The organism is Streptomyces sp. RK62 (assembly GCF_018070255.1).
GTDB lineage: Bacteria > Actinomycetota > Actinomycetes > Streptomycetales > Streptomycetaceae > Streptomyces > Streptomyces nigra.
Map to the genome: position 1 here is coordinate 212,961 of NZ_JAGPYD010000015.1, position 25,182 is coordinate 238,142.

The following is a 25,182-nucleotide window of genomic DNA, read 5'->3' on the forward strand; positions in this document are numbered from 1 at the left end:
GTCAGTCCACTGCCGGGCTCTCCGGAACATCCGCCTTCGCGAACTCCCGCGTGAACCCGCTGCTCCGTTCCACCTTCGCCACATGCAGCGTGTAGCTCCGGTACCACTCGTCCCGCCCGCGCCGTTGCGCCGCGCGGTGCTCCGCATCGGTCCGCCACCGAGTGAGGGCGTCGGCGTCGCGGAAGTAGCCAACAGTGATTCCCAGCCCGCCGGGAGTCTGCGCGTGGTCCATGCCCAGGTACCCGGGCACGTCCTTCACCAGGTCCTCCATACGTGCGTTGGTCTCGCTGTAACCGCTCTGATCCTCCGTTCGCACCGTGGTGAAGACAGCCACGTAGTACGGAGGTTCGTACGCCTCGACGGGCGCCACCGAGTGATCGCTCGTCGCACCACCGTGAGGCGGGACGCGTCGCCGCGCGGACACCTCTATCTCGATCTTCATCCGCGGGTCGGCGAGACCGCACACGAGCATCGTGGCGGCCGGCCGGACGTCGCCGAAACAGCGGCGCAGGACCGGCCAGCAGGGCTCGAAGTCCTCGCGGACGGGCAGGAGGTAGCGCACACGCACCACGTCGGCGAAGGTGCACTCCGCCTCGGCCAGTGCGGCCTCGATGTTGCGCAGGCACTGCTCGGCCTGCTCCACCACGTCGTCGGAGATCGTCATGGTGGTGTAGTCGAACCCGGTCGTCCCCGACACATGCACCCATTCGCCGTCGACCACGGCACGGGCGTAGCCGATCTGCTCCTCGAAGGTCGAGCCGCTGAGGATCGCACGTCGCTCTGTCATGCGCCGCACGCTAAGTGACCAGCAGGGATACGTCTAATACGGCGGCATGCATGGTCTGATATCTCTGGGGATATGGAGCGCCCCGAACTCCCCCTCCCCCAACTGCACGCCTTCGTCGTGCTCGCCGAGGAACTCCACTTCGGTCACGCGGCCGCCCGACTGGGTATCGCCCAGCCTCCGCTGAGCCAGCAGATCCGCCGTCTCGAGGACAAGGTCGGCCACGCGCTGTTCACCCGCGCCCCAGGGCGTGTCGCCCTCACGCCCGCCGGCAGCGAACTGCTCCCCGCCGCCCGGCGGGCACTCACCGACCTCGCGGACGGCCTGGCCGCGGCGCGAGCCGTCGGCGGTGGTCAGGCCGGCCGCCTGCGGATCGGCTTCGCCGCCTCGCTCGCCCTGACGGTCCTGCCCGGACTGCTGCGCACCTTCCGTCACCGGTTTCCCGGCGTGCACCTGGACATCCACGAGATGACGTCCGCCCCGCAGGTCGCCGCTCTGCATGACAGGACCATCGACATCGGTCTCCTGCGCGAACCCCCCACCGACGAGACGGCGCTCGGCTTCAGGACGGTACTCAGCGAGCCCTTCGTGGCGGTGCTGCCGTCCGCCCACCCTCTCGCCACCCAACGGACCGTACGGCTCGCACAGTTGGCGGACTCGCCCTTCGTGCTGTTGCCCCGCGCGGTCGGCCCCACGCTGTACGACCAGATGATCGGCCTGTGCGCCGCGGCGGGCTTCTCACCTCAGGTGGTCCAGCACGCGGTGGAGTGGCAGACCGTGTGCGCCCTCGTGGAAACCGGACTGGGCGTCTCCCTGGCCCCGGCGAGCATCCGCCGCATCCGCCTCAAAGGCGTCGCCTTCCGCGGGATCGAACCCGGCACAGCCCGCACACGAGTGGCCGTCGCCTGGCGCGAGGACGACGATAATCCCCTGGTCGCACGACTGCTGGAGACGATCAGCCACAATCCGCCGGACGGACCGCAGGACTGAGCCCTTCCACTGCGAGGCGGAACAGGCGTTCGGCCTGGGCCTCGGGGTCCTTGTGATGCTCGGTGGCCAGGGCGATGCCGACGGCGAGGGTCAGCAGGTCGTGGAAAGTGACCTACGCTCGTGATCAATACACCTAGGGCGGACCCGGCGCTACGACGCTCGGCAGAGGTTCTGATGACAGATTTCGCGCAGTACGACGGTTTCAAGAGGGACTTCGACTTCTATGTCGGGCCCGCGCGGCCGGACGGCTTCCGGACAAGAGAGTTCGGCGACCGCCTGTGGGCGGACGTCTCACGCCTGCTGGGAGTACCGTTCGACGGCGCGTCGATCACACCCGGAGTCGACAGCGGATACAAGTACTGGTTCGAGAACGAGGATCTGAGCGCCTCTGTCTACTCAGGTCCACTGGAAGGCTCCGGAGTGCTGGACCAGGTGCCCGCGTCGCTCAACGTGATCTCGCGGTCCATGGACGTCGCGAATTCGGAGTTGGCGGAACGGCTCTACGCCGGGCTGACCGCGTCCGACGACGCCTACCTCGTGGTGGTGTTCGAGGACACCGGGATGCCGATCGCCGCCAACTACGACATCGGCAACGACTGGTGAACCCGGCCGACCACGACGCCGCCCGTCACCGTGGCCCTTTCGACCGCCCTTGGCGCCACGATTCCGGTCCAAGATAGGGGGGGAACGAAGAGCGTCAACGGGTCCCGTGGGACCCGAGTGCCGGGAGAGAGGGAAGGGATGGCCGAGTTCTGGCCGGTGCCGGAGGTGCTGAGCTATCTGGCCGGCCGCTGGCGGGTGGACCGTTCCGTGCGCGACCTCGCGAGCGGTGACGAGGGCGCGTTCAGCGGTACGACGGTTTTCGGCCCGCTGGAGGGCGGTGGACTGCTCCACCACGAGTCCGGCGAGTTCGTCTGGCGCGGGGTGCCCCGGCCCGCGGAACGCACCCTGCGCTTCCTGCCCGGCGGCGCGCCCGGCACGGCCGATGTGCGGTTCGCCGACGGGCGCCCGTTCCATGACCTGGACCTGCGCACCGGCCGCCACATCGCCGACCACCCCTGCTCGGCGGACCTCTACCGCGGTGACTTCACGGTCCGGGACGAGGACCACTGGCGGACCGTGTGGCGGGTGCGCGGCCCCGCCAAGGACCTGGTCCTCACCACGGACTACGCACGCGTGGTCTGAGCCGAGGTCCCCTCCAGGCGCAGATTCCAGCGGCCGGCGTGCCCCATGACCGTCGTCGCCGACAGCGGTCTGACATCGATGTTCCAGTACGTCGACGGCGGCGCCTTCAGCGCGTACACCAGCGCGGCCCGGATCACGGACGGCTCGGCCACGGCGACGATCCGGTCGCCGTCCTCCACGGGCCGGGTGTCGAGCCAGCCGCCGACCCGGGAGATGAACGCGATCAGCGATTCGCCGCCGTGCGGTGTGCCGCGCGGGTCGGCGAGCCAGGCGTCCACCGCGTCGGGCTCCCGGGCCATCGCCTCGCCCAGCGTGAGCCCGCCCCAGCGGCCCATGTCGCAGTCCCGCAGGGCCAGCTGCACCAGCGGGGCGTAGCCGAGGGCGTCGCCGGTGGCGCGGCTGCGCGGGGTGGGCGAGCAGTAGCGCAGGTCGGCGGCCGCCAGGGGCAGCAGGTCGCGCGCGACGTGCTGCACCTCGTCCCAGCCGGCCTGGTCCAGCGGCCGGTCGTCCTGGAAGCGCTCGGCGAGCAGGGACGAACTGCGCGCGGCGGCGACGAACGTGACCCGAAGCGACATGCGGTGATGGTGTGACGGGAAGGTGACCAGGTCAAGAGGGACCGTTCCCAAGTCACCGTGGGTGGACGGGCTCTCACCGCCTGGTCGGGACCATTCGGGCGGACCCTCACGAAAGGGGCCGCTAGAGGTACAGCGCCATCCAGTGCTCCGGGGTCTCCAGCGCGGCGAAGCCGAGCTTCGCGTACACCCCGTGGGCGTCGTGCGTGGCGAGCAGGATGCGCCGGACCCCGTACGGGCGCAGGTGTTCGCGCACCGCCCCCACGAGGGCCGTCCCGAGGCCCTTGCCGCGCACCGCCGGGTCGACGTACACGTCGCACAGCCAGGCGAAGGTGGCCCGGTCGGTGACGACCCGGGCGTAGGCGACCTGCTCCCCGGACGCGGTGTCGTACACACCGAAGTTCAGCGATCCCGCGATCGCCTCCTCCTGCTTCTCACGGGCCCGTCCGATCGCCCAGTAGGCGTCGGTGGACAGCCAGCGGTGCACCCGCTCGCGGTCGAGGCGGGCGGCGTCGGTGGAGATCTCATAGCCCTCGGCGAGGGGCGGGATGTCGGTCATGGGCTGACCCTCGCAGGGTCCGGGAGGCTCCGTCGAGCGTTTTTCATCACGTGGGATCCGGCCCGCACGCCGCCGTCACAGCACCTCGTCGCAGGCCGCCCGCAGCCGCCGTACGCCCTCGGTGATCTCCGCCGCGCCCGCCACCGCCGCGAAGCTCAACCGGACGTGCGCGGCCGGGGGTTCGGCACTGAAGTACGGGCGGCCCGGGGTGAGCGCGACACCGGCGCGCAGGGCGGCCGTGGACAGGGCGGCCTCGTCGGTGCCGTCGGGCAGGCGCAGCCACAGGTGGTAGCCGCCGGACGGGATGTGCGGGAGGGCGAGTTCGGGCAGGGTCAGACGCAGGGCTGCGGTCATGGTGTCCCGGCGGGCCCTCAGCTCGGCGGAGACGGCCCGCAGATGCCGGGGCCAGGCGGGCGAGCCGACCAGTTCCACCGCCGCCTCCTGCAGCGGGCGCGGTACGAAGAAGCTGTCGACGACCTGGATCGCGCGCAGCCGTTCCAGCACCGGGCCGCGGGCGGCGAGCGCGCCCACCCGGAAGCTCGGCGAGGTCGCCTTGGTCAGCGAGGACACATGGACGACGACCCCGTCGGGATCGTCGGCGGCCAGCGGGCGCGGCAGCGGCCCGGCGTCCTCGTGCACCAGCCGCCGTACGAAGTCGTCCTCGACGACGAAGGCGCCGGCCTCGCGCGCGATGCGCAGCACCTCACCGCGCCGCTCGGGGGCGAGCAGGGCGCCGGTCGGGTTCTGGAACAGGGGCTGGCAGACGAACACGCGGGCGCCGGTGGCCTTGAAGGCGTCCGCGAGCAGGGCGGGCCGTACGCCGTCGGCGTCGACCGGCACCGGGACCGGACGCAGACCGGCGGCGCGGGCGATGGCCAGCATGCCGGGGTAGGTGGGCGACTCGACCAGCACGGGGGCGCCCGGGGGCGCGAGCGCCTTCAGCGCGGTCGTCAGGGCGGACTGGCCGCCGGCGGTGATCAGCACCTCGGCGGCGGTGACCGGGCCGCCGGGCCCGCCGATGCCGCGCGCGAACCAGTCGCGCAGCTCGGGCAGCCCCTCCATGGGCGGCCGTCCCCAGGCGCCGGGCCGCCGGCCGGCCCGGGACAGGGCGGCGGCCATCGCGCGCTCGGGCTGGAGCGAGGGGTGCAGATAGCCGCCGTTGAACTCGATGACGCCGTGCGAGGGGGCGGCCAGCGACACCAGCACACCGGAGGCGTCCACCGAGCGCGGTACGAGTTCGCTCGCGCTGTCGGCGCTGAGCGTCACCTCCTGCCAGGAGGTGTCCCCGGTGGCGGCGGCCCGGGCGGGGCGGTCGGCGCGGAAGGCGCCGGCGCCGGGCCGGGTGACCACGAGCCCCTCGGCGGCGAGCTGGGCGAGGGCCCGGGACACGGTCACCGGGCTCACCCGGAACCGCTCCACGAGCGCCCTGCTCGACGGGAGCTTTCCACCGGGAGAGTAGCGGTCCAGCTCTCGTCGCAACTGATTCGCCAGGTCTGCCACACTGCTACGCTCTTGCATGAGGACCGAGAATAGCGCTACCGCGCCGAACCCGATAGCAGTCAGCGGTTCCGCCGCCCCGGCCCGCCCGGCCGTGCGCGGCACGCTCCAGGCCGGCCTCGGGGTCGCGGCCTTCTCCCTGACCTTCCCGGCCACCGCGTGGGGTCTCGAGGGGTTCGGACCGTGGTCGCTGGTGGCCGTGCGCAGTGTGCTGGCCGCGCTGATCGCGGGCGGCTTTCTGCTGGCACTGCGCGTGCCGCTGCCGGACCGCCGGCACTGGGCGGGGCTCGCGGTGGTCGCCGCGGGCGTGGTCCTCGGTTTCCCGCTGCTGACGACGCTGGCGCTGCAGACGTCGACCACCGCGCACGCCGCCGTGATCGTCGGTCTGCTGCCCCTGACGACGGCGCTGTTCTCCGCGCTGCGGGTCGGCACCCGGCCGTCGCGCACCTTCTGGCTGGCGGCGCTCGCGGGCGCCGCGGCCGTGGTCGCCTTCACCGTCCAGCAGAGCGGCGGCGCCCTCACCACCGCCGACCTGTATCTGTTCGCGGCGCTGCTGGTGTGCGCGGCCGGCTACACCGAGGGCGGGCGCCCCGCCCGGACCATGCCGGGCTGGCAGGTGACCGGCTGGGCGCTGGTGCTGTGCCTGCCGCTGGGCCTGCCCGCCGCCGCGATCGCGCTGGCGTACGAGCCCGTGCAGTGGAACGGGCACGGCGTGACCGGACTGCTGTGGGTGGCCGCCGGTTCGCAGCTGCTCGGGCTGGTCGTCTGGTACCGGGGCATGGCCGCCATCGGCATCCCGAAGGCCAGCCAGTTGCAGCTGGCCCAGCCCCTGCTCACACTGGTGTGGTCGGTGCTCCTGCTGGGCGAGCACCTGACGGTGGCCGCCCCCCTCACGGCCGCGGCGGTGCTCGTCTGCATCGCCGTGACCCAGCGGGCACGTGGCTGAACGGGTCGATACCGACCCGCCTCCCGGGCCCGCCTGGCGCCGTAGACTCAAGGCCACGGACCGCTGCTCCCGCATCTGCTGAGGAGGCCCAACCTATGCGCGCAACCGTGGGCGACCAGCTTGTCCAGCACGGCAGGGTGGTCGGGCAACACGACAAGGTCGGCGAGATCGTCGAGATCCTGGGCCAGGAGGGCACTCCTCCGTACCGCGTCCGCTTCGAGGACGGGCACGAGGGTGTGTGCTCCCCAGGCCCCGACACCGAGATCCGTCACCGCCGTCATGAGGAGATGTCCCGCTGATCGCGTCCACCGGCCCGGCGTGAGCCCGCCGGGCCGGTCAGACCGGGGGCGGCACGAACTGCCGGTAGTGGTCCGCGACCACCCGGTCGACGGCCCCGATCCGGTCCACCGCCACGTCCTTGGCGGCGAAGAAGACGTGCCCGCGCACCTCCGGGTGCTTCTTGGCGAGCGTCAGATGCCGTGACAGCTCCGCGGGGTCCTGCCAGGCAGCGGGCTGCGCCGGGTCCCCCGCCTTGTACAGCGCCTCCCCCAGGTACAGCCGCGTCCTGCTGCCCTTCGCCACCGCGGCCCACCACGGCACGAGCTCGGCGTAGTCGGCGGCGGCCAGCCCGATGTTCCAGTACAGCTGCGGGCAGATGTAGTCGATCCACCCTTCGCGCACCCAGGTGCGGGTGTCCGCGTGCAGATCGTCGTACGTCTGCACGCCCGCCCGGGTGTCGGAGCCCCGGGAGTCGCTGGCCGCGTTGCGCCACACCCCGAACGGGCTGACGCCGAACTGCGCGGTGGGCCTGATCCGCTTGATGCCCGCGGCCATCTCCCGGATCAGCCGGTCGATGTTGTCGCGCCGCCACGCGGCCCGGACGGGGAACGCGCTGCCGTACGTGTCGTAGGCGTCGTCGTCGTCGAAGGACTGGCCGGCGACCGGGTACGGGTAGAAGTAGTCGTCGAAGTGGACGCCGTCGACCGCGTACCGCTCGACGGCGTCGAGCATCGCCTTCTGCACGAAGGCCCGCACCTCCGGCAGCCCGGGGTTGTAGTACAGCCGGCCGCCGTACGGCACCACCCAGTCGGGGTTCTGCCGGGCGGGGTGGGCGGCGACGAGCCGGCCGAGGTCGCCGTGGTTGGCGATGCGGTACGGGTTGAACCAGGCGTGCAGGTGCAGTCCCCGCTTGTGGGCCTCCGTGACGGCCGTGTCCAGCGGGTCCCAGCCGGGGTCCCTGCCCTGGGTTCCGGTGAGGACCTGCGACCAGGGCTCGTGCGGGGACGGCCACAGGGCGTCCGCGGTGGGGCGCACCTGGAAGACCACCGTGTTGAGGCGGCGCTCGACCGCCGTGTCCAGGTGGGTGAGGAGTTCGGCGCGCTGCTGCCGTGCGCTCAGCCCCGTCTTCGAGGGCCAGTCGCGGTTCGCCACGGTCGCCAGCCACATACCGCGCATCTCTCTTGCCGCGTGGCGTCGGTCACGGTCGGTCCCGCCCGCCGCGGCGGTCCCCGCCGTCAGGGCGCTCCCCGACGCCATGAGTGCCGACAGGGCGGTGACCGTGAACGCCCGTCGTGACAGCGGTGACTTCCGGTGCAGCATCGTCTTCGTACCTCCCGTGTGACGCGGTCAAGAACCCTCGTTTACAGGACAGATCCGGACGAACAGGACCGGTCCGGCGTCAGCCTTTCATGAGGCACCCGAACGATCGATCAAGCTGCGCCGAAGGTAACGTGCCCTTTTGGAGCAGGCGCCGAACAACGGCGGGCCTGCCGCAGTCGTGGATCAGCGAAGGGGACGATGTGACCGGCATCTCCGGAGATATTGCACGTGTCGGTGTCGTGGGCTGCGGCCAGATGGGGGCGGGCATCGCCGAGGTCTGCGCCCGCTCCGGGCTGGACGTGAAGGTCGCCGAGACCACCGGCGAGGCCCTGGAGATCGGCCGGACCCGGCTGCTCAACTCCCTGGCCAAGGCCGCCGAGCGCGGCAAGATCAGCGAGGAGGAGCGGGACGCCACCGTGGCGCGGCTCTCCTTCACCACGGACCTCGGCGAGTTCGCCGACCGGGATCTGGTGATCGAGGCCGTCGTCGAGAACGAGCAGGTGAAGACGGAGATCTTCCAGGTGCTCGACCAGGTCGTGACCCGGCCCGACGCGATCCTCGCCTCCAACACCTCCTCGATCCCGCTGGTGAAGCTGGCCGTCGCGACCTCGCGCCCGGACCAGGTGATCGGCGTCCACTTCTTCAACCCGGCGCCGGTGCAGAAGCTGGTCGAGCTGATCCCCGCGCTCACCACCTCCGAGGGCACGATCGCCCGCGCCCAGAACTTCGCCGAGAAACTGCTGGGCAAGCACGCCATCCGCGCCCAGGACCGCTCGGGCTTCGTGGTGAACGCCCTTCTGATCCCCTATCTGCTCTCCGCGATCCGGATGTTCGAGACGGGCATCGCCAGCCGTGAGGACATCGACAACGGCATGGAGATGGGCTGCGCCCACCCGATGGGCCCGCTGAAGCTGTCCGACCTGATCGGCCTGGACACGGTCGCGTCCGTGGCGCAGAGCATGTACGACGAGTACAAGGAGCCGCTGTACGCCGCTCCCCCGCTGCTCCAGCGGATGGTCGACGCGGGTCGCCTGGGCCGCAAGACCGGCTCGGGCTTCTACGCCTACGGCTGATTACCGACGGTCAGATTCCGGCCGCACGCGCGAGCCCGGCACCGAAAAGGTGCCGGGCTCGCGGCGTTCGCACCCGGTGTGCGCGCCGGGCCCGCATATGCCGTTCGCACACGCTCCCCACGCGTCCACCAGGCGAGTTCACTTTGCTGCGCATGCCAGGGATTGAAGACGACTGCGGAAAGGAGCGGACACGTGACCGCCGATCCCGAGCATCCCGCCGTTCAGGGGGAACTCGCAGAGTTACGACGCCGGCTCGACGTCGCCTACGCCCGTGTGGAGGGCGGGCTGACTCTGCTGACGCACCGGACCGAGGAGAGCGCCAAGGAACTCGACGAGCTCGACTCCCGGATCACGACGCTGGAACACGCGCGCTGGCCGCTGCCCGCGGTCGCCGCCCTCGTCGCCGTGGGCGCGCTGATCGTGGCGATCTGGCAGGCCGTCGGACGCTGAGGGCGTTCTAGGGCAGGCCCGCGCGCCGGCCGAGGACGTCCTGTCCCAGCCGGAGATGGTGCAGCAGCAGTAACGCGGCCGCCATGTTGGCGGCCGGGACCTCCCCTCGGGCGACCATGTCGGGGACGAGCTTGAGGGGGACCCACTCCCGGCGGTCCGACTCGAAGTCGTCCACCGGATGCCCGACGTACTCGCCCTCCTCGGCCCAGTAGATGTGGTGCCGGGCGTCGGTGAGCCCGTTGGACGGCTCCACGCTCATCAGGTGGTGCAGGGGTCCCGGCCGCCAGCCGGTCTCCTCCTCCAGTTCGCGGGCGGCGGCGCCGGCGATGTCCTCGCCGTCCTCCACGACGCCCGCCGCGAGTTCCCACCCCCAGCTGTCGGTGATGAAGCGATGGCGCCAGAGCAGGAGGACCTCGTTGGCCTCGTTGACCACGGTGGCCACGGCGACCGGCCGCAGCCGTATCAGGAAGTGGTCCAGGTGCCGGCCGTCGGGCAGTTCCACATCTGCCAGATTGACGGTGAACCAGCGGTTTTCATACACAGTTTGTTCGTTCTGTTTCGTCCACTGCACGGTTCTGCCACCTTCCGTCGAGTAAGTGGCAATATCGCAGCAGCGAGCCGGAGTTGTCGGAGAGCGGAGAAGCGTCTAGAGCGGTACGCGCAGTGCCCCGTCGATCAGCGCGGCCGCCTCGGCGGTCCCCGCGCAGCCGCTGCGCACCAGGTTCTCGCGCACCGCCCGGAGTCTGTCGCGCAGCCGCTGGGACTCCATCCCCCGCGCCTGTTCGGCCATCTGCACGGCGATGGCCACCGCGTTGTCCGCGTTGCCCTGACGCAGTTCGATCGTGCTGAGCATGGCGAGCCGGTGCACCCGGCCCCGGTCGTGCGCCGGGTTGTCCACGGCCGCCGCGGCGTGCTCGCGCGCGGCCGCGACCTCCCCGAGGCTCAGCAGGGCCTCCGCCACCTGGACGTTGACGAGGCCGGGCTGGACATAGCCGGTCTCGTCGGGTTCGTAGCCGCGCCGGATGCGTTCGGCGGCCTCCTCGGCACGCCGGATGCAGGACAACGCGCTGGTGCCGTCGCCGAGATGGGCGTACGCCTTCGCCTGCATCGCGTACAGATCCGAGGCGAGCGCCGGGGTGATGTGCTTGTCGGCGGCCCGCAGCGCGGCCTCGGCGAAGGCGACCGCCTGCCGGAACTCCCGCATGAACAGCGCCTGGTTGACGAGCAGCGCGATCACATAGGCGCCGAGTCCCCGGTCGCCGCTGGCCTTCGCCAGCCGCAGCGCCTGGTGGAAGTAGCGCTGCGCCAGCCCGTGCGCGTCCGAGTCGTACGCGCAGATCCCCGCGATGGCCACCAACCCGCCGGTGGCGCGGTGCAGCTGACGCCCCGTCGCGTCGGTGTAGCTGCCCCGCAGCAGCGGGGCGGCCTCCGCGTTGAGGAAGCCGACGATCCGGGTGCGGGTCGCCATGCCGCCCGCCTTGCGGTACATCTGCTCGTAGTGGGCGCGCGCGGACCGCAGCATCTCGATGTCGGCGGCGGTGACCCGGTGCCGGCCGCCGCGTGAGACGTCGACGTCCTCGGGCGGATTCTCCCACTCCCACACGGGCATGACGGCGGGCGTGCCGGTGACCGCGGGGGCGCCCAGGATGTGCGGGCGCTGCTGCTCGTCGGAGCGCCACAGGGCGGTGGCCCGCTCCACGAATCCCGACAGCGTGGTGGTGTGCGGGGACGACTGGTCGCCCGGCACTCCGAGCCCGATGTCGTCGAGGGTGACGGTGCGGTGCAGCCGGGCGGCGAGCACCTCGCAGATCAGGTCGGGGACCTGGCCGCGTGGCCGCTGCCCCTTCAACCACCGGGCGACGGCGGTGTGTTCATATCTCAGTGCGAGCCCGCGCGCCCGTCCCGCCTGGTTCACATGTGCGGCCAGCCCCGCGTGCGAGATCCCCGCCTCGTCGAGGATCGCGTCGAGCAGAGTGTTGGGCTGCATGGATGCCCCCCGGGTACCTCGGTGCCGACAGAGTAGTGCGAACCGGTTCACACGGGGTGTGAACGGAGTGCGCGAATCCGTAGGGTGCGCGCACTGTCGCGGAGAGTTTCCAACCGGTTGACTGAAATGCCTCGCAAGAGGCCGGCCGGGCCGCCGGCTCCCCCTCATACAGTGCGGCGGCCCGCTTCCGCGCCGTCCGCCCGGCTGCCTGCCCGACACTCCGTGGCGGGGCGGACGGCGCCGCCGACGACCGGGCGGGTCAGCCGGCGGCCGGCCGGGTGCCGGGCGCGGCGCCGCCCTGGTCGGAGGCCTGTGCCGCCAGGGGGCCGCAGGTCACCCGTGCCCGGTCGTTGCGCAGGACGACGAGGGCGACGTCGTCCGCGGGGCGGCCCCGGGTGTGCCGCAGCAGGGCGGAGAAGAGGAGGCGCAGGGTGGTCTCGGGTGCGGCCGGGGGTCGGTCCGCCAGTGCGGCCAGGGTCACCCGGAGCGGAAAGAACCGGCCGGCGGGGTCCCGGGCGTCCTCGACGCCGTCGGTGTGCAGGACGAGCACATCGCCCGGCAGGAACACACCGCATCGCTCGGGGGTCAGATCGCCCGGCAGCGGGAACGGCCCGACCGGCGGCAGCGGATCGGCCCGCGCCAGGGGCTCGACGCCGCCGTCGCACAGCAGAAAGGGCCAGGGATGCCCGCAGTTGAGGGCGGTGATCTCGCCGTCCGGGGTGATCTCCAGGAGGAGCGCGGTGACGAAGTCCTCCGCGGAGTCGTCGTGGGCGCCCCGCTCGCCCAGGTGCCGGGCCAGGGCCCGGTCGAGCCGGCGCAGCACCCCGCCGAGTTCGGGCTCGTCGTGCGCCGCCTCGCGGAAGCTGCCGAGGACCGCCGCGACGGTGCCGAGGGCGCCGATGCCATGGCCGCGGACGTCCCCGATGAGCACCCGGAGCCCGTGCTCGGTGGCCACGACCTCGTACAGGTCGCCGCCGACCCGGGCGCCCCGGTCGGCGGACAGCTGGGCGGCGGCGATCCGCACGCCGTCGACACGGGCGGGCGGCGGCCGCAGCAGCACGCTCTGCGCGGCACCGGCGACCGTCCGGGCCTGCCGCAGCTCGCGCAGCAGGGTGCGCCGGGTGTGGAGGAGGAGGCCGGCGCCCACGGCGAGGAGCAGGGCACCGGAGACGACACGGGCGCAGACGCCTTCGCGTTGCGCGAGCGGACAGGTCAGTTGGTAGGCGAGCACCGTGGCGCCCCAGGCCGTGGGCGTCCCGATCGCCAGCGCCTTGCGGGGAACCCGAGCCGTGATGCGGAACATGCCGATGGCCCCCCAGGAAAGGCCCTGACGACGCAGAATCGGACCGGCCTCGAAAGGCCGGTCCGATTCTGTCGGCAGATGCCCCGGTAGGTCGAGATCGCCCGGGGAAGTCACCCTATCGAGTGAGGTGACTTCCGGGCGCCTCTCCGGGGGCGCGCGGAGCCGTCAGCCGCGCAGCACGGCTCCGGTCCGCTCACCCGCGAGGGCCACCGCGGCGTCCCTCGCGGCCGACGCCTCGTCCACCGTCAGCGTCCGGTCCGCGGCGCGGAACCGCAGGGCGTACGCCAGCGACTTCTTGCCGTCGCCGAGCTGCTCCTCGTTCTCGTACACGTCGAACAGCCGGATGGCCTCCAGCAGTTCGCCCGCGCCCTCGCGCAGCGCGGCCTCGACCTCGGCGGCCGGGACCGGCTTGTCGACGACGAGGGCGACGTCCTGCGTGGCGACGGGGAAGGTGGAGATCCTCGGCGCCTGGGGCGTGTCGTCGCCGACCTGCTCCAGCGCGTCCAGGTCCAGCTCCATCGCGCAGGTGCGCGCGGGCAGGTGCAGGGCCTTCAGGACCCGCGGGTGCAGCTCGCCGGCGTGACCGACGACCCGCTCCGACCCGTCCACGGTGATGACCAGTTCGGCGCAGCGGCCGGGGTGCCACGGCCCGTACTGCCCGGCGCGGACCGTCAGCGCGGCCCCCGCCTCACGGGCGACGAGCCGGGCCGCCTCGACGGCGTCGGCCCATCCGGCGGGACGCCCGGGGCCCCACCAGCCGGCCTGCTCGCGCGCGCCGGCGAGGACGACGGCCACGTGCCGGGGCTGCTCGGGCAGCACGGCGTCGAGCGCGGCCAGTTCCTCGTCGGTCGGGCGCCGGTCCACGGGGAGGTGCCTGGCGGCGGCCCGCTCCTCGCGCGGCTGGAAGACCAGGCCGGTCTCGAAGAGCGCGAGGTCGTGCGTGCCGCGTCCGTCGTTGCGCCGCAGCGCGGCGAGCAGACCCGGCAGCAGCGACGTGCGCAGCGCGGGCTCCTCGTCGTTGAGCGGGTTGACGAGCTTGACGACCCGGCGGGCCGGGTCGTCGGCGTCCAGGCCGAGCTGGTCGAGGACCTGCTCGCTGACGAACGGGTAGTTCGGCGCCTCGACGAAGCCGGCGCCGGCCAGTGCGCGGCCGACGCGGCGGTGCAGTCGCTGGCGGGCCGTGAGACCGCGCCCGGACGGCGGCTTCGGCAGCGTGGAGGGCAGGTTCTCGTAGCCCTCCAGCCGGATGACCTCCTCGGCGAGGTCGTTGGGCTCCAGCAGGTCGGGCCGCCAGGACGGCACGGTGACGATCAGCTCGTCCTGCCCGTACACGTCACAGCCGATCTGCTGCAGCCGGCGTACGACCGTCTCGCGGCCGTACTCGACGCCCGCGACCTTGTCGGGGTGGTCGGCCGGCGTCGTGATGGTGTGCGGCGCGGACGGCGTGACGACCTCGGTGACACCGGCCTCGGCGGTACCGCCGGCGAGCAGCACCAGCAGGTCGACGGTGCGCTGCGCGGCGGCCGCGGCGGCTGCCGGGTCGACACCGCGCTCGAAGCGCCGGGACGCCTCGGAGGACAGCTTGTGCCTGCGGGCCGTACGGGCGATCGACACCTGGTCGAAGTGGGCGGCCTCGATGACGATGTCGGAGGTCGCGTTCTCCAGGTCCTCGTGATCCGCGATCTCCGTGTTGGCGCCGCCCATGACGCCGGCGAGGCCGATGGGGCCGCGCTCGTCGGTGATGACCAGGTCCTCGGCGTGCAGCTTGCGCTCGACGCCGTCGAGGGTGACGAGCTTCTCGCCCTCCTCGGCCCGGCGCACGCCGATGGTGCCCTGGACGCGGGTGCGGTCGTAGGCGTGCAGCGGCTGACCGAGCTCCATCATCACGTAGTTGGTGATGTCGACGGCGAGCGAGATCGGGCGCATGCCGACCTTCTGCAGCCGGCGCTGGAGCCAGATCGGCGAGCGCGCCTCGGGGCTGAGGCCGGTCACCGTGCGGGCGGTGAAGCGGTCGCAGCCGAGCGGGTCCGAGACCTGCACCGGGTAGCCGAAGGCGTTCGGGCCGGGCACGTCGATCAGCGCCGGGTCGCGCAGCGGCAGCCCGTAGGCGATGGCGGTCTCGCGGGCGACGCCGCGGATGGACAGGCAGTCGCCGCGGTTGGCGGTGACGGCGATGTCCAGGACCTCGTCGACCAGTTCGAGCAGCTCGATGGCGTCCTTGCCGACCTCGGTCTCCGGCGGGAGCACGATGATGCCGTGGGTGCCGTCGTCGCCCATGCCCAGCTCGTCGCTGGAGCAGATCATGCCGTGCGACGTCTTGCCGTAGGTCTTGCGGGCGCTGATGGAGAAGCCCCCGGGCAGGGTGGCGCCGGGCAGGACCACGACGACCTTGTCGCCGACGGAGAAGTTCCGGGCGCCGCAGACGATCTCCTGGGGCTCACCGGTGCCGTTGGCCTGGCCGACGTCGACGGTGCAGAAGCGGATCGGCTTCTTGAAGCCCTCCAGCTCCTCGATGGTCAGCACCTGGCCGACGACCAGGGGGCCCTTGAGGTCGGCGCCGAGCTGTTCGACGGTCTCGACCTCGAGGCCGGCCGAAATGAGCTTGGCCTGCACGTCGCGGCCGGTCTCGGTGGCCGGCAGGTCGACGTACTCCCGCAGCCAAGAAAGCGGGACCCGCATCAGATCTCCATCCCGAACGGCCGGGTGAACCGGACGTCACCCTCGACCATGTCTCGCATGTCCTCGACGTTGTGGCGGAACATCAGCATCCGCTCGATGCCGAACCCGAAGGCGAAGCCGCTGTACTTCTCCGGGTCGACGCCGCAGGCGGTGAGCACCCGCGGGTTGACCATGCCGCAGCCGCCCAGCTCGATCCAGCCCTCGCTGGAGCAGGTGCGGCAGGGCCGGTCGGGGTTGCCCACGGACTCGCCCTTGCAGACGTAGCAGAGCATGTCCATCTCGGCGCTGGGCTCGGTGAAGGGGAAGAAGTTCGGCCGCAGCCGGGTCTTCATGCCCTCACCGAACAGCGACTGGACCATGTGGTCCAGGGTGCCCTTGAGGTCCGACATGGTCAGGCCCTCGTCCACGGCGAGCAGTTCGACCTGGTGGAAGACCGGGGTGTGCGTGGCGTCCAGCTCGTCCGTGCGGTACACGCGGCCGGGGCAGATCACGTACACCGGCAGCTCGCGGTCGAGCAGCGAGCGGATCTGCACGGGCGAGGTGTGGGTGCGCAGCACGACACCGGAGTCCGCGCCGCCGTCGGGGCCCTGCACGAAGAACGTGTCGGCCTCGCCGCGGGCCGGGTGGTCCGGGCCGATGTTCAGCGCGTCGAAGTTGAACCACTCGGCCTCGACCTGCGGACCCTCGGCGACCTCGTAGCCCATGGCCACGAAGATGTCCTCGATGCGCTCGGACAGGGTGGTGAGCGGGTGGCGGGCGCCGGGCGGCACGCGGTCGTGGGGCAGCGTGACGTCCACGGCCTCCTCGACCAGCACGCGCTGGTCGCGCTCGGCCTCCAGCTCGGCCTGGCGGGCGGCGAGCGCCTTGTTCACGGCGCCGCGGGCCTGGCCCACACGCTTGCCGGCGTCGGCCTTGGCGTGCGGCGGCAGGGCGCCGATCTCGCGGTTGGCGAGGGCCAGCGGGGAGGTGCCGCCGGTGTGGGCGGTCTTGGCCTCCTGGAGCGCGTCGAGGGAGTCCGCGGCGGCGAAGGCGGCGAGCGCCTCGTCCCGCATGCGCTCGATGGCTTCTGGTTTCAGTGCCTCGACCTCGACAGGGTCGTACGACTTGTTCGGTGCCGACATCTCTTCCCGTGCTTCCGGTTGGCTGGCGGATGGCCCCGTACCGACTCGCGGACATCTCGTCTCGGTGTGGGGACACAAAGGTGCCAAAGGCCGAGTCTAACGGGGTTGAGGTGAGCGAATGCGCCCGTGGGGCCCGGTCCGGCTCTCAGGTGAGGTACGCCGGTGCCGCCACGGGCAACGTAAATCGGAACAGCGCGCCGCCCCCGGGGGCGCGCCCGACCGTGATGGTGCCGCCGTGGGCTTCGACGATGCCCTTGACGATGTAGAGCCCGAGGCCGGTGCCGCCGCGCTTGCTGCCCCGCCAGAAGCGGGTGAAGACGCGGTTCATGGACTCCTCCGGGATGCCGGGGCCTTCGTCGCTCACGGTGACCGACGTGCCGGTGTCCTCTCCCTCGCGGGGGGACGGCGAGGACGTGATGTCAATGGTGACCGTTCCGTCGCCGTGCCGCACCGCATTTTCGATGAGGTTGCTCAGCACCTGGTCGATCTTGTCGGGGTCGGCCCACAGGGCGGGCAGCGGCTGCTCGACACGCAGCAGGAACCGGTCGGCGGGCTGCCCGGCGGCGACGTACGCCTGGATGTGCCGCCCGACGGCCGCGCCGATGTCGACGGGCTGGCGGCGCACCTCCAGCCGGCCGCTGTCGATCCGCGAGATGTCGAGGAGCTCGGCGATGAGCCGGGTGACCCGGTCGGCGTCGGCGTCGACGGTCTCCAGCATCAGCCGCTTCTGGTCGTCGGTGAAGCGTTCCCACTTGGCGAGCAGGGTCGCGGTGAAGCCCTTGACGGAGGTGAGGGGCGAGCGCAGCTCGTGCGCGACGGTGGCGATCAGCTCGGCGTGACTGCGCTCGGTGCGGCGGCGGGCCTCGGTGTCGCGCAGCGAGACGACGACCCGGCGCACCGGCCCGGTCGGTTCGGCGCGGACGTAGCGCACGGCGACCAGCACCTCGCGGCCGCCCGGCAGCAGGAGGTTGCGCTCGGGCTGGCCGCGGCGGATGGCGAGGCCGCCGTAGGGGTCGGTCAGCTGCCACCAGCGCCGGCCCTCGAGGTCCTCCAGCGGCAGCGCCGACTCGAGGCGCCGGCCGAGGGCGCCGGCGGCGGGGACGGCGGTGATGCGCTCGGCGGCGGCGTTGAAGCAGATCACGTGCCCGTGCTCGTCGGCCACGACGAGGCCGTCGGGCAGATCGTCGGGGTCGATGCCGTGCCAGGCGGTGTCCTCGGACGGCCGTCGCACCTGATGTGCCCCCGGTGCGCTGCTCGTGCCGACACTCATCCCCGTACCCCACCTCTCACGACGGCTGAGGGGCCCCCGAGCTGGTCACCTTACTAGCTCTCGGTGACGGAGCGGCACCCTCCGGAGGCGCGCTGTGCACGGGCCGACGCGTAGAGACATACGGCGGCGGCGGTGGCGAGGTTCAGGCTCTCGGCCTTTCCGTGGATGGGGACGCGCACGACGGCGTCCGCCAGCGCGCGGGTCTCCTCCGGGAGCCCCCAGGCCTCGTTGCCGAACACCCAGGCGGTGGGCCCGCCCATGGTGTCCCCGTCCAGCTCGGCGTCGAGGTCGTGGTCGCCCGCGCCGTCGGCGGCGAGGATGCGCACCCCGGCGTCCTTGAGACCGGCCACGGCCCGTTCCACGGGCACGCCGACGGCGACCGGCAGATGGAACAGGGAGCCCACGGAGGCCCGTACGGCCTTGGGGTTGTAGAGGTCGACGGAGGCGTCGGTGAGGACGACGGCCTCGGCGCCCGCGGCGTCCGCGCAGCGCAGCACGGTCCCGGCGTTCCCGGGGTCGCGGACATGGGCGAGGACGGCGACCAGCTTGGGGCGGGCGGCGAGGATGTCCTCGAAGGGGGTGTCGACGAACCGGCAGACCCCGACGAGCCCCTGGGGCGTCACGGTGGTGGAGATGTCGGCGATCACCTGCTCGTCGGCGAGGTGCACGCGGGCGCCGGCGGTCCGGGCCTCACCGATGATGTCGGCGTACCGCTCGGCCGCCTCGACGGTGGCGAACAGCTCGACGAGCGTCTCCCCGTAGGCGGCGGCCTCCCGCACGGCCTGCGGCCCCTCGGCCAGGAACAGCCGCTCCTTGCCCCGGAAGTTCCGCTTCGCCAGGCGCCGGGCGGCGAGCACACGCTGCGAACGGGGGGAGATCAGCTCGGGGGCGGCGGGGCGCATGCGTTTCTTCACCTTCACAAGTAGTCGACGCCGGGTGCGGGGAACCGCGCCACCGGCCAAAGAAAGGACCCGCAGGCGTCACAGCCTGCGGGTCCAGTCACGTCGGCTCAGAGCCAGCGCGGCGTCACGCGGCCTTCGGCGCGTTGACGTCGCTCGGGAGCGCCTTCTGGGCGACCTCGACGAGCGCGGCGAAAGCGTTGGCGTCGTTGACGGCCAGCTCGGCCAGGATCTTGCGGTCCACCTCGACGTTGGCGGCCTTCAGACCCTGGATGAAGCGGTTGTACGTGATGCCGTTCGCGCGGGCAGCGGCGTTGATGCGCTGGATCCACAGCTGGCGGAAGTCACCCTTGCGCTTCTTGCGGTCGTTGTAGTTGTAGACCAGCGAGTGGGTGACCTGCTCCTTGGCCTTGCGGTACAGACGCGAACGCTGACCGCGGTAGCCGGAGGCCTGCTCGAGGATCGCCCGGCGCTTCTTGTGGGCGTTGACTGCCCGCTTGACGCGTGCCACTTTGTTTAACTCCTTGTAGCGGGGCCGCGGTTGGACTCACACGGCCCGGAATCGATGGGGTCCCGGTCCAGACGCACGGCGCTCGTGGGGAGCGCCGCGGACGTCACTTGCCGAGAAGCTTCTTGATCTTCGCGGCGTCGCCCGGGGCCATCTCGGCGTTGCCGGTGAGGCGACGCGTCACACGGGACGACTTGTGCTCGAGCAGGTGGCGCTTGCCGGCGCGCTCACGGAGCACCTTGCCGGAGCCGGTGACCTTGAAGCGCTTGCTGGCACCGCTGTGCGACTTGTTCTTCGGCATAGCGCCGTTCTCTCCTCGTGGGTGGCGCTCCGATGCCCGGTCGTGAAACCGGGCACGGTGGAGCGTCGCTCGTTTGTCGGTTATGTCCTGGGGACGGTGTCCCCCGGGATCACGCCTCGGCGGAAGCCTCGGCAGGAGCCTCGGACTCCACGCCGTTCTCGGTGTCCGCGGCGTTCTGCGACTTGCCGGGGTTGGCCTTCGCGTCTGCCTTGCGGGCTTCCTGCGCCTGGCGGGCCTCGGCCATCGCCTCGGTCTTCTTCTTGTGCGGACCGAGAACCATGATCATGTTTCGGCCGTCCTGCTTCGGGTTCGACTCGACGAAACCGAGGTCCTGGACGTCCTCCGCGAGACGCTGCAGCAGTCGGTAGCCCAGCTCGGGCCGGGACTGCTCGCGACCACGGAACATGATCGTGATCTTGACCTTGTCGCCCTGCTTGAGGAACCGGACGACGTGACCCTTCTTGGTGTCATAGTCGTGCGGGTCGATCTTCGGCCGGAGCTTCATCTCCTTGATGACCGTGTGCGCCTGGTTCTTGCGCGCCTCACGGGCCTTCATGGCCGACTCGTACTTGAACTTCCCGTAGTCCATGAGCTTGCACACGGGCGGACGGGCGTTCGCCGCGACCTCGACCAGGTCCAGGTCGTACTCCTGCGCAAGCTCCAGTGCCTTGGCCAGCGGGACGATGCCCACCTGCTCGCCACTGGGACCGACAAGTCGCACCTCGGGAACGCGAATCCGGTCGTTGATGCGGGGCTCGGCGCTGATGGATCCTCCTCGGTTAGCACCACACGGCGGTCTGGCGGACAGCCGCGTATGTCTCTTCTAGACAGACCTAACCGCGCCGAAGCACAAAAAATGCCCCGGACGATCACAGGCGGGGCTCCAAGCACTTCCGGAGCACCGCCGCGATGCCGCGGGGCGCGATTCGGGCGGCTCCATCGTCCGTACGGAACGATGGTGGCCGCCTGACCGGGGTGACCCGCCGTCCCGGGGGACGGTCAGGTGGGAGATCGGAGCCTCCACTTGTGGGCTGGCGACAGAGGTCCCCAGCCGGTCGTTACACAAGGTTAGCAGGATCCCCGGGGCGGCGCTAACCGGCCCGCACCGGGGCCTCGCGCGCGCGGGGCCTATCGTGTGGGGCATGAGTGACACCTCCCCCTCGGACAGCCCCGAGACCTCCGGCTCCACCGACTTCGACGCCATGACCCGCGACATCGCCGAGGTGCCGGCGGTCGAGGTCATCGTGACCGTCGCGGTCAACCTGATGAGCGCGGCCGCCGTGAAGCTCGGTCTGACCGAGGAGGGCGACAAGTACAAGGACCTCGACGAGGCCCGCAAGCTGATCCACGCCCTCGCCGGTCTGCTGGACGCGAGCACGACCGAGATCAGCTCCTTCCACGCCGCCCCGCTGCGCGACGGCCTGAAGTCGCTGCAGCTCGCCTTCCGCGAGGCGTCCGTGGTGCCGGACGAGCCGGGCCAGGGACCGGGCGAGAAGTACACCGGCCCCGTCTACGGCTAGGGCTTTTCGGAAAGTCCCGCTCAATCGCGTACGTACAGGGGCTCGCCCGGAGGCGTGGTCCCGGCCGGCAGCAGTGCCAGGTCGAGGCCGCGCACCAGGCGGGCCCTCAGTGTCTCGTCGGCCGCGAGCCGCTGGGCGACCGACCGCGCCGCCTCCGCGGGCTCGGCGGCGTCGATGACGAGGGCCAGGGTGCCGTCGGCCCGGCCCGGCCCGAGGTGGGCGCGCAGGACGGCGGGCTCGGCGGCCACGACGGCCCGTACGGCCTCCCGTACGGCCGGGTCGGCCAGCGGGTCCGTGGTCGTACGGCCCTCCGCCACCGCCAGCAGGGAGCGTCCCGTCAGCTCGTAGGGCACGGGTCCGGCCAGGTCCAGGACGATCGTGTCGGCCTTCTCGTGCGCGGCCGCCTCCAGGGCCGAGCGCAGCGGTACCGCGACGGGGCGGGCGGCCGGGTCCCAGCGGGCGAGGGACTCGGTGGAGGTGAACGCGGGCAACGCGGTGCGGTTCCCGGCCTTCAGGGTCGGGACGGCCATGTCGCTGGTCTTCTCCCGGCGCAGCCCCTTCTCGTCCTCCTCCACCTCGCCGAGCACGGCCACGACGGGCACCAGCAGCCGGGCGTCCCTGAGCGCCTCGAGGACCGGGCCCTCGGCGGTGCGGTCCTCGGCCCAGGCGGCGAGCGCGGCGCTCAGCCGGGGGTCGGCGGTGCCGTCGTCGTCGGAGAAGGGGGAGTCGGGAATGTTCTTGTTCGCCACGGTCACCGACCCTATCGGGGGGATGCTGCTGCGCTTGTGCGGCCCCGGAAACCCGGCGGTGACGCACGGCCCGCCTCGTCCCCGTTTTCTGACACGGCTTTCACCTCCGGCTAACGGACCGCTCAGGTGGGGCGCCCACGATCGCGGCCATGGAGTCTCCCCCACGCCCCCGTGCCCGTCCGCTGCTGTGCGGCACCCTCGCCGCCGTCCTCGTCCTGGGCGGCACGGCCTACGGGTCGTCCCGGGCGCACCGCGCGGCAGGGCCCGTATCGTCGTCGTCCGCGCCGGCGTCCGGGTCCGCCTCGCCGCCGGCGGGTGAGGAGGCTTCGGTGGAACGTGTGGCACGGCCGACGGTGGACCGCGACGCGGTACTGGCGCGGGCGATGCGTGCGGTGGACGTCCCGGACGGGGCCCGGGTGTCGGTGGGCGTGCTGGACCTGGCGTCCGGGGAGAGCGCCACGTTCGGGGAGGGCGCCTTCGACACGGCGAGTGTCGTCAAGGTCGACATCCTGGCGGCGCTCCTGCTGCGCGCCCAGGACGAGGGGCGGAGGCTGACGCCCACGGAACGGGCGGACGCCGCCGCGATGATCGAGCACAGCGACAACGCCTCCGCGTCCCGGCTGTGGCGGGCGATCGGCGCGGCGGCCGGGCTGGACGCGGCGAACGAGCGGTTCGGCCTCACGGACACGGAGGGCGGCGACGGGATGCTGTGGGGCCTGACCCGCACCACGGCCGCCGACCGGCTGCGGCTGCTGAGGCAGGTGTTCGGGGAGGAGTCGGAGCTGGAGGCGGCGTCGCGGGCGTATGTGCGCACGCTGATGGGCCGGATCGCGCAGGGGCAGCACTGGGGGGTGTCGGCGGCGGCCGCCGGCTCCGGGTGGGCGCTGAAGAACGGCTGGCTGCCGCGTACGGCCACGGGGCTGTGGGACGTCAACAGCGTCGGGCGGGTGACGTCCCAGGGACGCGAGTTGCTGGTGGCCGTGCTGTCGGACGGCCATACGACCCAGGCGCGCGGGATCTCGGTGGTGGAGGCGGCGGCGGTGGCCGCGGTGTCGGTGTTTGCCGGGGACGACGCGTCCTCGGGGTGAGGGTCAGGCGCCGAGTCCGAAGCGGCCGCGGCGGCCGCGCCAGACGGCGACGGACGCGACGAGGAGGAGGGCTCCGGCGCCGCCCGCGAGCCAGGCCGTCCAGCCCGCCGGGCCGTCGTCGGTGGCGGCGGCGTCCGGGCCCGGGCCGAAGTACTCCTCGCTGTGCGCGACCGGCTTCAGCTGCCGCGGCTTCAGCCGGTCCGCCTTCGCGAGGGCCGCGGCCGGGTCGACGAAACCGTAGCCGCGGGAGTCGTCACGGCCGGAGGCGGGCGCGTTGCGGGCCGTGTCCTCCAGGAGCTTCTTGACCTGGGCGGGGGGCAGGTCCGGGTGGGCGGCCTTGATCAGGGCGGCCGCGCCGGAGACGAAGGCCGCCGCCGCGCTGGTGCCCCAGCCCTCGTAGTACTTGCGGTCGGGGTCGGCGATGACGACCTTGTCGCCGGGCGCGCTGACAGTGGCGTACCAGCGGCGGGTGGAGAAGGAGGCGCGGGTGCCGTAGCGGTCGACGGCGGTCGCGGCGATGACGCCCGGGTAGGCGGCCGGGTAGGAGATGTGGTCGCCCTTCTCGCCGCCGTTGCCCGCCGAGGCGACGACGACGGCGCCCTTGCTCAGCGCGTACTGGACGGCCTCGTCCTCGCCGGCCTCGGGGTGAGCGGACTTGGAGTCGTCGCCGAGCGAGAGGTTGATGACGTCGGCGCCGTGGTCGGCGGCCCAGCGGATGCCCTCGGCGAGGGCGTTGCCGCGGGTGTTGCGGGCCTTGGCGCGGGCGGAGTCGCCGTCCTCCAGGATGACCCGCACGGGGAGGATCTTGGCCTGCGGGGCGATGCCCAGGACGCCGTCGCCGTTGCCCTCGCCGTGGCCGTGACCGGCGATGATGCCGGCCATCGCGGTGCCGTGCCGGGCCCAGGCGCGGTCGCCGCGCTCGGCGCCGAAGCCGACCATGTCCTTGCCGGTGAGGACGTTGCCCGCCAGGTCCGGGTGGTCGTCGTCCACGCCGGTGTCGAGGACGGCGACGGTGACGCCGGCGCCCTTGGTGGTGCGCCAGGCCTCCTGGGTGTGCATGGCCTCCAGGGCCCACTGCTGCGCGCGTATGGAGTCGGCGTGCGCGGGGGTGGCGGGCAGGACGGCCAGGAAGGCGCCGAGCAGGGCCGCGAGGGGGCCGGTGCGCCGGGTCGGGGAGGTCTTCACAGCTCTGGTCACGGCGGCGGGCGCCGGTTTGTTCAGGGGAGCGATCATGACGACGGCTCCGCGGACGGGCCGACGTTTCTGCGCAGGGAGCGTTCGACGCGGTCGGCGAGGCCCCGCGCCTCGTGGCCGAGTCCGGCCTGGGCGACGGCGGAGGTGGCGCCGGAGCGCATGGCCTCCTCGGCGGGCTCGGGCCGGGCGACCACGCGGTCGTCGGCCCAGCCGGAGACGGCGTAGACGACGACGGGCGCGTCGGTGAGCACGGAAACCGTCCAGGCGGCCCGCTGTGCGTCGCCGAACCCGGCGGCCAGGGTGCCCTTGGGGGCGTAGGGGCGGGGCACGAGGTCGGCGCGCCGGTCGAGGCCGTCCCGGGCGAAGCGGGCGTCGAGCGCACGCATCGTCGCGGCGTCGGCCTTGGTGAACAGCAGGCCGACGGTGGTGACGTGACTCTGGGTGGCGTCGATGTAGGTGGCGCGCAGCAGACGCCGGCAGCCGGCCGGGGCGAGGGCCTTGCGCAGCAGCGGGTCGAGGGCGTCCGCGCATCCGGTGTCGGGGGCCACGGCGATCCGCGTCCAGGTCCGGTCGGCGCCGCCGGGTCCGGCGCCCTTGCCGTCCACGGTGGGCGGGAAGAGGCGGTCGACGGGGATGCTGTGCCACAGGGTGCCGGCCGCGGCGAAGGTGCCCTGGTCGCCGCCGCCGGGTTCACCGACCAGCCAGCTCCCGGTGAGGGCACCGCCGATCAGCCCGAGTCCGAGGACGCCACAGGCGGCGGCCACGGCGATCCGCGGCCGCAGCCGCAGGCCGCCGAGGGGGCGCGGGCGGGTCCCGGCGTCGTACCCCTCGGGCTCCCCGAACGACACGACGGGCCGCCCGGGGGTCGGAGGCGTGGGGGCGCTCCAGGAGAGGGAGGGGTCGGGCGG

Annotated in this window: 26 protein-coding genes and 3 pseudogenes; 9 read left to right on the forward strand and 20 right to left on the reverse strand. The window is 72.4% G+C overall.

Annotation, left to right across the window (positions count from 1 at the left end; all coding sequences use genetic code 11):
• Position 1: 1 nt before the first annotated feature.
• Together KBY32_RS35525 and KBY32_RS35530 are read right to left on the reverse strand one after the other, a co-directional pair.
• Positions 2-424, reverse strand: a complete 423-nt coding sequence (locus KBY32_RS35525; protein WP_374224998.1) for an antibiotic biosynthesis monooxygenase — start codon at positions 422-424, stop codon at positions 2-4.
• Positions 410-787 (reverse strand): annotated as a pseudogene (locus KBY32_RS35530) (RidA family protein); the annotation flags it as partial. The pseudogene KBY32_RS35530 and the gene KBY32_RS35525, both read right to left, overlap by 15 nt.
• A gap of 72 nt (positions 788-859) precedes the next feature.
• Between KBY32_RS35530 and KBY32_RS27770 the strand changes: the two are divergent.
• Complete coding sequence (locus KBY32_RS27770; protein ID WP_210982039.1) at positions 860-1,774, forward strand: LysR family transcriptional regulator; 915 nt, start codon at positions 860-862, stop codon at positions 1,772-1,774.
• Here KBY32_RS27770 and KBY32_RS35535 read toward each other — a convergent pair.
• Positions 1,740-1,886: pseudogene (locus KBY32_RS35535) on the reverse strand (TetR/AcrR family transcriptional regulator); the annotation flags it as partial. The gene KBY32_RS27770 and the pseudogene KBY32_RS35535 overlap by 35 nt on opposite strands.
• Before the next feature lie 62 nt (positions 1,887-1,948).
• Here KBY32_RS35535 and KBY32_RS27775 point away from each other — a divergent pair.
• Both KBY32_RS27775 and KBY32_RS27780 read left to right on the forward strand, forming a co-directional pair.
• Positions 1,949-2,377: a hypothetical protein gene (locus tag KBY32_RS27775; protein ID WP_210982040.1), complete on the forward strand. Its 429-nt coding sequence runs from the start codon at positions 1,949-1,951 to the stop codon at positions 2,375-2,377.
• 138 nt (positions 2,378-2,515) lie between these two features.
• Positions 2,516-2,959 carry a DUF6314 family protein gene (locus tag KBY32_RS27780; protein ID WP_210982041.1) on the forward strand — a complete coding sequence of 148 codons (444 nt, stop codon included), beginning with the start codon at positions 2,516-2,518 and terminating at the stop codon, positions 2,957-2,959.
• Here the strand turns inward: KBY32_RS27780 and KBY32_RS27785 are convergent.
• The 3 genes from KBY32_RS27785 to KBY32_RS27795 form a co-directional block, all read right to left on the reverse strand.
• Positions 2,941-3,534, reverse strand: coding sequence for a histidine phosphatase family protein (locus KBY32_RS27785; protein WP_210982042.1), 594 nt, complete (start codon positions 3,532-3,534; stop codon positions 2,941-2,943). The two genes, KBY32_RS27780 and KBY32_RS27785, sit on opposite strands and share 19 nt — an antisense overlap.
• Positions 3,535-3,655: 121 nt before the next feature.
• Positions 3,656-4,090 carry a GNAT family N-acetyltransferase gene (locus tag KBY32_RS27790; RefSeq protein ID WP_210982043.1) on the reverse strand — a complete coding sequence of 145 codons (435 nt, stop codon included), beginning with the start codon at positions 4,088-4,090 and terminating at the stop codon, positions 3,656-3,658.
• A 75-nt stretch (positions 4,091-4,165) separates the two neighbouring features.
• Positions 4,166-5,608 (reverse strand): PLP-dependent aminotransferase family protein, encoded by a 1,443-nt coding sequence (locus KBY32_RS27795; RefSeq protein ID WP_210982044.1) that lies wholly within the window; start codon positions 5,606-5,608, stop codon positions 4,166-4,168.
• Between KBY32_RS27795 and KBY32_RS27800 the strand changes: the two genes are divergently transcribed.
• The gene (locus tag KBY32_RS27800) at positions 5,607-6,533 is read left to right on the forward strand and encodes a DMT family transporter (protein WP_210982045.1); all 927 of its coding nucleotides are present in this window, start codon (positions 5,607-5,609) and stop codon (positions 6,531-6,533) included. The genes KBY32_RS27795 and KBY32_RS27800 overlap by 2 nt on opposite strands.
• Before the next feature lie 95 nt (positions 6,534-6,628).
• On the forward strand, positions 6,629-6,832 hold the full coding sequence (locus tag KBY32_RS27805) for a DUF1918 domain-containing protein (protein ID WP_055622927.1): 204 nt from the start codon (positions 6,629-6,631) through the stop codon (positions 6,830-6,832).
• Between the two features lie 37 nt (positions 6,833-6,869).
• Here the strand turns inward: KBY32_RS27805 and KBY32_RS27810 are convergent, their stop codons facing one another.
• Positions 6,870-8,132 (reverse strand): glycoside hydrolase family 10 protein, encoded by a 1,263-nt coding sequence (locus tag KBY32_RS27810; RefSeq protein WP_210982046.1) that lies wholly within the window; start codon positions 8,130-8,132, stop codon positions 6,870-6,872.
• 200 nt (positions 8,133-8,332) lie between these two features.
• Here KBY32_RS27810 and KBY32_RS27815 point away from each other — a divergent pair, with 200 nt between their 5' ends.
• Entirely contained in the window at positions 8,333-9,205 is an 873-nt protein-coding gene (locus tag KBY32_RS27815; RefSeq protein ID WP_079033712.1) for a 3-hydroxybutyryl-CoA dehydrogenase, read from the forward strand.
• 192 nt (positions 9,206-9,397) lie between these two features.
• On the forward strand, positions 9,398-9,655 hold the full coding sequence (locus tag KBY32_RS27820; RefSeq protein WP_055622924.1) for a hypothetical protein: 258 nt from the start codon (positions 9,398-9,400) through the stop codon (positions 9,653-9,655).
• Positions 9,656-9,662: 7 nt separating this feature from the next.
• Here KBY32_RS27820 and KBY32_RS27825 read toward each other — a convergent pair whose 3' ends face one another.
• The 10 genes and pseudogenes from KBY32_RS27825 to infC form a co-directional block, all read right to left on the reverse strand.
• Positions 9,663-10,226 (reverse strand): NUDIX hydrolase, encoded by a 564-nt coding sequence (locus tag KBY32_RS27825; RefSeq protein ID WP_055622923.1) that lies wholly within the window; start codon positions 10,224-10,226, stop codon positions 9,663-9,665.
• Positions 10,227-10,301: 75 nt separating this feature from the next.
• The gene (locus KBY32_RS27830) at positions 10,302-11,642 is read right to left on the reverse strand and encodes a transcriptional regulator (protein WP_210982047.1); all 1,341 of its coding nucleotides are present in this window, start codon (positions 11,640-11,642) and stop codon (positions 10,302-10,304) included.
• A gap of 259 nt (positions 11,643-11,901) precedes the next feature.
• A complete protein-coding gene (locus KBY32_RS27835; RefSeq protein WP_210982048.1) occupies positions 11,902-12,945 on the reverse strand; it encodes a PP2C family protein-serine/threonine phosphatase in 1,044 nt (347 codons plus the stop codon).
• Positions 12,946-13,110: 165 nt separating this feature from the next.
• Positions 13,111-15,624: a phenylalanine--tRNA ligase subunit beta gene (pheT, locus tag KBY32_RS27840; RefSeq protein WP_210982049.1), complete on the reverse strand. Its 2,514-nt coding sequence runs from the start codon at positions 15,622-15,624 to the stop codon at positions 13,111-13,113.
• A complete protein-coding gene (pheS, locus tag KBY32_RS27845; RefSeq protein WP_055622919.1) occupies positions 15,624-16,745 on the reverse strand; it encodes a phenylalanine--tRNA ligase subunit alpha in 1,122 nt (373 codons plus the stop codon). The genes pheT and pheS overlap by 1 nt, the downstream gene beginning before the upstream one ends.
• A gap of 145 nt (positions 16,746-16,890) precedes the next feature.
• A complete protein-coding gene (locus tag KBY32_RS27850) occupies positions 16,891-18,015 on the reverse strand; it encodes an ATP-binding protein (protein WP_210982050.1) in 1,125 nt (374 codons plus the stop codon).
• Positions 18,016-18,068: 53 nt separating this feature from the next.
• Positions 18,069-18,917 (reverse strand): RNA methyltransferase, encoded by an 849-nt coding sequence (locus KBY32_RS27855; RefSeq protein ID WP_055622917.1) that lies wholly within the window; start codon positions 18,915-18,917, stop codon positions 18,069-18,071.
• A gap of 124 nt (positions 18,918-19,041) precedes the next feature.
• Positions 19,042-19,425, reverse strand: coding sequence for a 50S ribosomal protein L20 (gene rplT / locus KBY32_RS27860; RefSeq protein WP_006141703.1), 384 nt, complete (start codon positions 19,423-19,425; stop codon positions 19,042-19,044).
• Between the two features lie 103 nt (positions 19,426-19,528).
• Complete coding sequence (gene rpmI, locus KBY32_RS27865) at positions 19,529-19,723, reverse strand: 50S ribosomal protein L35 (RefSeq protein ID WP_004933563.1); 195 nt, start codon at positions 19,721-19,723, stop codon at positions 19,529-19,531.
• Positions 19,724-19,832: 109 nt separating this feature from the next.
• Positions 19,833-20,514, reverse strand: a pseudogene (infC, locus tag KBY32_RS27870) (translation initiation factor IF-3).
• Between the two features lie 351 nt (positions 20,515-20,865).
• On the opposite strand from infC, the gene KBY32_RS27875 reads away from it, so the two are divergent.
• The gene (locus KBY32_RS27875; protein WP_055622915.1) at positions 20,866-21,243 is read left to right on the forward strand and encodes a DUF1844 domain-containing protein; all 378 of its coding nucleotides are present in this window, start codon (positions 20,866-20,868) and stop codon (positions 21,241-21,243) included.
• A 20-nt stretch (positions 21,244-21,263) separates the two neighbouring features.
• Here the strand turns inward: KBY32_RS27875 and KBY32_RS27880 are convergent, their stop codons facing one another.
• The gene (locus KBY32_RS27880; RefSeq protein ID WP_108710582.1) at positions 21,264-21,992 is read right to left on the reverse strand and encodes an SseB family protein; all 729 of its coding nucleotides are present in this window, start codon (positions 21,990-21,992) and stop codon (positions 21,264-21,266) included.
• A 149-nt stretch (positions 21,993-22,141) separates the two neighbouring features.
• Here KBY32_RS27880 and KBY32_RS27885 point away from each other — a divergent pair, with 149 nt between their 5' ends.
• A complete protein-coding gene (locus KBY32_RS27885) occupies positions 22,142-23,080 on the forward strand; it encodes a serine hydrolase (protein WP_210982051.1) in 939 nt (312 codons plus the stop codon).
• Positions 23,081-23,083: 3 nt separating this feature from the next.
• Here KBY32_RS27885 and mycP read toward each other — a convergent pair whose 3' ends face one another.
• Positions 23,084-24,313, reverse strand: a complete 1,230-nt coding sequence (gene mycP / locus KBY32_RS27890) for a type VII secretion-associated serine protease mycosin (protein WP_210982052.1) — start codon at positions 24,311-24,313, stop codon at positions 23,084-23,086.
• Positions 24,310-25,182: hypothetical protein (locus KBY32_RS27895; RefSeq protein ID WP_247690065.1), on the reverse strand; the 873-nt coding region annotated here is incomplete at its 5' end. The genes KBY32_RS27895 and mycP, both read right to left, overlap by 4 nt.

Excerpts from the sequence above, each read along its gene's own strand:
- KBY32_RS27770 (WP_210982039.1), top strand. The coding sequence starts at position 860 with ATGGAGCGCCCCGAACTCCCCCTCCCCCAACTGCACGCCTTCGTCGTG.
- KBY32_RS27775 (WP_210982040.1), top strand. The coding sequence starts at position 1,949 with ATGACAGATTTCGCGCAGTACGACGGTTTCAAGAGGGACTTCGACTTC.
- KBY32_RS27780 (WP_210982041.1), top strand. The coding sequence starts at position 2,516 with ATGGCCGAGTTCTGGCCGGTGCCGGAGGTGCTGAGCTATCTGGCCGGC.
- KBY32_RS27785 (WP_210982042.1), bottom strand. The coding sequence starts at position 3,534 with ATGTCGCTTCGGGTCACGTTCGTCGCCGCCGCGCGCAGTTCGTCCCTG.
- KBY32_RS27790 (WP_210982043.1), bottom strand. The coding sequence starts at position 4,090 with ATGACCGACATCCCGCCCCTCGCCGAGGGCTATGAGATCTCCACCGAC.
- KBY32_RS27800 (WP_210982045.1), top strand. The coding sequence starts at position 5,607 with ATGAGGACCGAGAATAGCGCTACCGCGCCGAACCCGATAGCAGTCAGC.
- KBY32_RS27795 (WP_210982044.1), bottom strand. The coding sequence starts at position 5,608 with ATGCAAGAGCGTAGCAGTGTGGCAGACCTGGCGAATCAGTTGCGACGA.
- KBY32_RS27805 (WP_055622927.1), top strand. The coding sequence starts at position 6,629 with ATGCGCGCAACCGTGGGCGACCAGCTTGTCCAGCACGGCAGGGTGGTC.
- KBY32_RS27810 (WP_210982046.1), bottom strand. The coding sequence starts at position 8,132 with ATGCTGCACCGGAAGTCACCGCTGTCACGACGGGCGTTCACGGTCACC.
- KBY32_RS27830 (WP_210982047.1), bottom strand. The coding sequence starts at position 11,642 with ATGCAGCCCAACACTCTGCTCGACGCGATCCTCGACGAGGCGGGGATC.
- KBY32_RS27835 (WP_210982048.1), bottom strand. The coding sequence starts at position 12,945 with ATGTTCCGCATCACGGCTCGGGTTCCCCGCAAGGCGCTGGCGATCGGG.
- pheT (WP_210982049.1), bottom strand. The coding sequence starts at position 15,624 with ATGCGGGTCCCGCTTTCTTGGCTGCGGGAGTACGTCGACCTGCCGGCC.
- pheS (WP_055622919.1), bottom strand. The coding sequence starts at position 16,745 with ATGTCGGCACCGAACAAGTCGTACGACCCTGTCGAGGTCGAGGCACTG.
- KBY32_RS27850 (WP_210982050.1), bottom strand. The coding sequence starts at position 18,015 with ATGAGTGTCGGCACGAGCAGCGCACCGGGGGCACATCAGGTGCGACGG.
- KBY32_RS27855 (WP_055622917.1), bottom strand. The coding sequence starts at position 18,917 with ATGCGCCCCGCCGCCCCCGAGCTGATCTCCCCCCGTTCGCAGCGTGTG.
- rpmI (WP_004933563.1), bottom strand. The coding sequence starts at position 19,723 with ATGCCGAAGAACAAGTCGCACAGCGGTGCCAGCAAGCGCTTCAAGGTC.
- KBY32_RS27875 (WP_055622915.1), top strand. The coding sequence starts at position 20,866 with ATGAGTGACACCTCCCCCTCGGACAGCCCCGAGACCTCCGGCTCCACC.
- KBY32_RS27885 (WP_210982051.1), top strand. The coding sequence starts at position 22,142 with ATGGAGTCTCCCCCACGCCCCCGTGCCCGTCCGCTGCTGTGCGGCACC.
- mycP (WP_210982052.1), bottom strand. The coding sequence starts at position 24,313 with ATGATCGCTCCCCTGAACAAACCGGCGCCCGCCGCCGTGACCAGAGCT.